Here is a 5,357-nt window from a genome sequence, read left to right as displayed (position 1 = left end):
CTGCTGGGCGGAGCCGTCGCCACCGGCGCGCTCGCGGCCGGGATGACCGCCGCGGCACCGGCCGCGGCCGCCGCGACGGGGCAGACGCCCCGCCGCCGTCCCGGGCAGAAGTCGATGATCGGCGTGCCGTTCGAGGCCCACAGAACCGTCAGGGTCGGTGTCATCGGCCTGGGCAACCGTGGCGGAGGCATGGTCGAGGGCTGGGCGGCCGTGCCCGGCTGCACCGTGACCGCCGTCTGCGACATCCGCGCCGACCGGGCGCGACGCGCCGCCGACCGGCTGGCGAGCAAGGGCGAGCCCCGCCCCGCCGAGTACGGCGGATCGGCCGGCTCCTACGCCCGGATGCTCCGGCGCGACGACATCGACCTGGTGTACGTCGCCACGCCGTGGGAGTTCCACTACGAGCACGGCAGAGCCGCGCTGCTGAGCGGCAGGCACGCCGTGGTGGAACTGCCCGTCGCGACCGAACTGCGCCAGCTCTGGGACCTGGTCGACACCTCCGAGCGCACCCGCAGGCATCTGCTCCTCGCCGAGAACTGCAGCTACGGCCGCAACGAACTGGCCATGCTGAGGATGGCGCACGCAGGCGTGTTCGGCGACATCACCAACGGCCATGGCGGCTACCTCCACGACCTGCGTGAACTCCTCTTCTCCGACACGTACTACACCGACTCCTGGCGGCGGCTGTGGCACACCCGCAGCACCGCGTCCCTCTACCCCATGCACGGGCTGGCCCCGATCGCGGCGGCCATGGACATCAACCGCGGCGACCGGATGGCCACCCTGTCCGCCACCGCGACCGCCCCGAAGGGACTGGCCGACTACCGCGAGCGCTTCGTCCCCCGGGACCACCCGTCCTGGAAGGAGACGTACATCAACGGTGACCTGGTCACCTGCCTCATCGGGACGGAGAAGGGCAGGGTCGTCCGGGCCGAGCACGACGTGAGTTCACCCCGGCCGTACAGCAGGATCAACAGCCTCGCCGGCAGCCGCGGGATCGTCGAGGACTACGCCGGGCCCGCCCCGACCGGCGCGCGTGTCTACCTGGAACCGGACCACGGCGGCCACACCTGGCGCGACTTCGCCGACTACCGCAAGGAGTACGACCACTGGCTGTGGCGGAAGGTCGGCGACGACGCCGCGAACAACGGCGGTCACGGCGGTATGGACTACGTCCTGCAGTGGCGCACGGTCCAGTTGATGCGCGCCGGACTGGTGCCCGACATCGACGTGTACGACTCGGCCGCCTGGTGCGCGGCGGTCCCGCTGAGCGCCGCCTCCCTGGCGAGGCAGGGCCGTCCGGTCGAGATCCCGGACTTCACCCGTGGCGCCTGGGCCGGCAAGAGGCCCGGACTCGACTCCGGCCCCACCGACATGCCGCCCGTCGGCTGACTCGGACCGGCACTCAGCCCGCCCCGCCGTCGAGCAGCCAGTTGTAGCGCAGCCGCAGCGCCCGCTCGGTGCTGGCCGCCACAGTGACGAGCCCGACCACGGCGTTGGCCCCTGCCGACAGATCAATGGGCGAGATGAAGGTCCCGACGTACTGGGCGACGCCCTCCGGGTCCCGGGTGATCTGTTCGGCGAGCTGAAGGATCAGGAGGGCCAGGCCGATGACCAGCACGATCACCGAGAGGAAACCCGTACAGCGGCTCAGCGCGGGGTGCGATCGGTCGAGGCGCGCGCGGCGCCCCTCGGCGGAGGCGGGGTCCGGGACGAGCGGGAACTCGGACCCTTCGGCGGTGACGTAGTGGCAGCGCTTGAGCCCGAAGGCGCTCGCCCTTACTTCGACGGTGCCGCCCTGGACGGGGAAGACGGCAGGGACTCTGGACTCGGCGTGATGCCTGCCATCGAGGTACAGGTGGGCCTTGACGTAGCCGTCCGACGCACTCTGATGCTTGACGTCGACCGCGTAGAGCGTCTGCCGGCCGTCGTCGTTCATCAGCCGAAGATGGAACAGTGCGCGGGTCAGCATCTGCCACCAGCGGAAACGCTTCAACGGTCGCCCGTCCCCGGGCTTGACCCGCTGCACAGCCCGACGGTGCCGCCACTCCTTGAACATGGCTCCACTCCCGTTACTTGCTCGGCTCCGCCGCGCAGGCGAGGTCCTGCGACGGGCGCTGCCCGGTGGTCAGGAAGGCCGTCACCGCGTCGTTCGCGCACGTGTTGCGGCCGAACGGATGGACACCGTGCCCGCCCTGGTCGGCCGTCACCATCGTGGCCCGCTTCCCGAACGCCTTCCGCAGCTTCTGGGCGCCGGCCAGCGGTGTGCCCGGGTCGCGCTCGTTCTGCACCATGAGCACGTTCGACGGGCCCCGGTCACCGATGCGCACCGGCGGCTCGACTCGCTCGGTCGGCCAGAACGCGCACGGTCCGATGCCGGCCGTGGACCCGCCCAGCATCGGATACTTCAGCCGGTCGACCGCGACATTGCGCTGATACTCCCGGACCGTCCCCGGCCAGCGCGAATCACCGCATATCACATAGAAACGCGCGGCCATGAGGTTCTCCATGTTCGGCCACAGCGGAATGGACGGCACCGGCCGGTCCGTGTCGACCGCCTGCCAGAACTCGGCCAGCTCGGGCATGAGCGCATCACCGTAGAGACGCTCGAACGTGAACCCGCGGAACGCGGTGCCGTCGATGCCCTGGACCGGCTTCGCGTCCAGCCGCTTGGCGAGATCGAAGAACTTCGCGGTCACCTGCTCCGGTGTGGTGCCCAGGCCGTACTCGGGGTGAGCGGCCGCGAACTTCGCGAAGTCCGGGAACCGGTCCTCCAGTCCACGGGCGAACGACCGCATGGCCGTGACGTCGTAACCCCCGGGGCCCAGGTTGCTGTCGAGCACGATCCGGTCGCTGCGCTCGGGGAACATCGTCGTGTACGCCGCACCGAGGTAGGTGCCGTAGGAATGACCGAGGTACGAGACCTTCGGCGCGCCCAGCGCCGCCCGGATACGGTCCATGTCGCGCGCGGTGTTCGCGGTGGTGGTGTGCGGCAGCATCCATGCCGTTCGCGAGGTGGCGCACTGCTCGGCGATGGTCCGCGCGTTCCCCGCCTCCCGCGCGACATCGGCCGCGGTGTACGCGTACGGCGGGAAGTTGCCGCGGTACTGCTGCTCCCGCGTCAGATCGCAGGTCACCGGCGTGCTGCGGCCGACGCCACGCGGGTCGAAGCCGATCACGTCGTAGGAGTCCAGCACCTTCTTCGGCAGCCCCGAGGCGGCGAGGACGGCCGGGTGGTCGAGCCCCGCGCCGCCGGGGCCGCCCGGATTGGTGAGCAGCACACCGCGGCGCCGCGAGGGTTCCTCGCTCGCCAGCCGCGAGATCGCGATCTCTATCTGCCGGCCGTCCGGATCCCGGTAGTCCAGCGGGACTTCGAGCGTCGAGCACTCGAGACGAGGGGAGGCGACCTTCTCGGGACACGGGCCCCACCGCACGGGGTCCGGCGTCGCCGCCACCGACACTCCCGGGATCAGGGACGCCGCCCCCGCGGTGGCGGCGACGGTGAGGGATAAGGCTCGGCGCATGTGAGGTCCTCCTGAGGGCGCACGGAAGCCGGGCCCAGCGCGTGCACGGCGAAGTCCAGTGTTCTTCCCGCGCCGCCGCGTCGGCAGTGAGACTTGTCATCACTGAACGTGACAGACGTCATCACTGCGCCCCGGGGGAATTCCGGCGATGCGGCCTCGTCCACTCAGTCACCTGTCTACCCGCCGTCCTGCGCCGCACCTACAGTAGGAAGCGCTTTCTGCCCGGTCGAGAGGTGGGTTCCCGATGGTCCGTACGGCGAGTGCGAGCGTGGCGGCAGGTCCGACGCTGGCGGTCGTGGCCCGTGAGGCGGGGGTGTCGGTGCCGACCGCGTCCAAGGTGGTCAACGGCCGGGAGGACGTGGCGCCCGAGACCCGCCGCCGGGTCACCGAGGCGCTCGACCGGCTCGGCTATGTGCGCAGACCCCGGTTCGACGCGGCGAAGGCGCCCCGGCTGGTCGACCTGGTCGTGCACTCGCTGGAGAGCTCCTGGTCGGGCGCGGTGCTGCACGGGGTGGAGGAGGCGGCGCACGATGCGGGCCTGGAGGTCGTGGTGTCGGCCGCCCTGACCCGCTCCCGGGTCGGCCGCCCGGAGCGCGGCTGGCTGGACAAGCTGGTCGCCCGGGGCTCCTCCGGGGTTCTGTTCAATCTGGCCGAGCTGAGCGACTCGCAGTACGCCTGGCTGGAGCAGCACCGCATCCCGTTCGTGATGATCGACCCGGTCCAGGAGCCGCCGGAGGGTGTGGTGTCGGTGGGGGCGGCGAACTGGCAGGGCGGTCTGACGGCCACCGGGCATCTGCTGTCCCTGGGGCATGAGCGCGTCGCCGTCATCGCCGGCGACCGGCGCACGCTGTGCAGCAGTGCACGGGTCGCCGGTTACCGCTCGGCGCTCGCGTCGGCCGGGGTCCGGCACCGCGCCGAGTACGTACGGCACGCCGGTTTCGACGAGAGCCTGGCCCGCCGCCGCACGCTGGAACTGCTCGACCTGCCCGAGCCGCCGACGGCCGTCTTCGTCTGCTCGGACCGGATGGCGCTGGGGGTGTACCAGGCCCTGGCCGAGCGGGGGTTGAAGGTCCCGCACGACGTCAGCGTGGTGGGCTTCGACGACCTGCCCGAGGCCCGCTGGGCCTCCCCGGCCCTGACCACGGTCCGCCAGCCGCTGTCGGAGATGGCCGCGACGGCCCTGCGCTCGCTGCTGCGCATGATGGACGGGCACCGCCCGGAGAGCACGCGGACGGAGTTGTCGACACGGTTGGTGGAGCGGTCGAGCACAGCGGCGCCACGGGCGTAGGGCCGACTCGCCTCACACCCCCTGCGCGCGCCGCGCGCCCGTCGCCGCGGGGAACTGGTCCGGACGGGCCGGCGTCGAACGATGCGGTGGGGAGGGGCCGTTGCCCGGGGGTGGGGTGGCGGCGGGCAGTTGGGGGACGACCATGGCACGCTGGCAGCCGCTTCCGGACGCACTGCCGAGGGAGGCACGGCATCTGGTCGAGCAACTGCGAACCCTGAAGGACCGCACGGGTCTGAGCCTGGCCGAGCTGGCGCGGCGGACGGCGTACAGCAAGTCGTCGTGGCAGCGGTATCTCAGCGGGGCCAAGCAGCCGCCGAGGGGCGCGGTGCAGGCGCTGTGCCGGGTGGCCGGGGCGGATCACGCACGGCTGCTGGCGGTGTGGGATCTGGCCGACCCGACGTGGCCGCGCGGCGCGACGGGGCCGGCCGGGCAGGCGGTGGACCTCGCGGCGCCGCCGCCCGGTGCCGAGTACCGGCGGTGGCGGGCGGCGGCGCTGGTCTCCTTCGCGGTCATCGTCGTACTGCTGGCGGGGCTGCTGTGGGCGC

At 72.0% G+C, this 5,357-nt stretch carries 5 protein-coding genes; 3 read left to right on the top strand and 2 right to left on the bottom strand.

What is annotated here, in order from left to right:
* On the top strand, positions 1-1,392 hold a 1,392-nt coding region (locus tag ACFTZL_RS40350; RefSeq protein ID WP_382594169.1), incomplete at its 5' end, for a Gfo/Idh/MocA family protein.
* Positions 1,393-1,405: 13 nt separating this feature from the next.
* Here ACFTZL_RS40350 and ACFTZL_RS40345 read toward each other — a convergent pair.
* Both ACFTZL_RS40345 and ACFTZL_RS40340 read right to left on the bottom strand, forming a co-directional pair.
* Positions 1,406-2,059 (bottom strand): hypothetical protein, encoded by a 654-nt coding sequence (locus ACFTZL_RS40345; protein ID WP_382594166.1) that lies wholly within the window; start codon positions 2,057-2,059, stop codon positions 1,406-1,408.
* Positions 2,060-2,072: 13 nt separating this feature from the next.
* Complete coding sequence (locus ACFTZL_RS40340) at positions 2,073-3,524, bottom strand: alpha/beta hydrolase (protein ID WP_382594163.1); 1,452 nt, start codon at positions 3,522-3,524, stop codon at positions 2,073-2,075.
* 244 nt (positions 3,525-3,768) lie between these two features.
* On the opposite strand from ACFTZL_RS40340, the gene ACFTZL_RS40335 reads away from it, so the two are divergent.
* Positions 3,769-4,812, top strand: a complete 1,044-nt coding sequence (locus tag ACFTZL_RS40335) for a LacI family DNA-binding transcriptional regulator (RefSeq protein WP_382594160.1) — start codon at positions 3,769-3,771, stop codon at positions 4,810-4,812.
* 142 nt (positions 4,813-4,954) lie between these two features.
* Positions 4,955-5,357: helix-turn-helix domain-containing protein (locus ACFTZL_RS40330; protein WP_382594157.1), on the top strand; the 403-nt coding region annotated here is incomplete at its 3' end.

The sequence above is a fragment of the Streptomyces sp. NPDC056948 genome (assembly GCF_042674225.1).
Taxonomy (GTDB): domain Bacteria; phylum Actinomycetota; class Actinomycetes; order Streptomycetales; family Streptomycetaceae; genus Streptomyces; species Streptomyces purpurascens.
Note: the sequence above shows the minus strand (reverse complement) of the source record. Positions and strands in the feature narration are given on the sequence as shown.

Coding starts and splice junctions, on each gene's coding strand:
- ACFTZL_RS40345 (WP_382594166.1), bottom strand. CDS start 2,059: ATGTTCAAGGAGTGGCGGCACCGTCGGGCTGTGCAGCGGGTCAAGCCC.
- ACFTZL_RS40340 (WP_382594163.1), bottom strand. CDS start 3,524: ATGCGCCGAGCCTTATCCCTCACCGTCGCCGCCACCGCGGGGGCGGCG.
- ACFTZL_RS40335 (WP_382594160.1), top strand. CDS start 3,769: ATGGTCCGTACGGCGAGTGCGAGCGTGGCGGCAGGTCCGACGCTGGCG.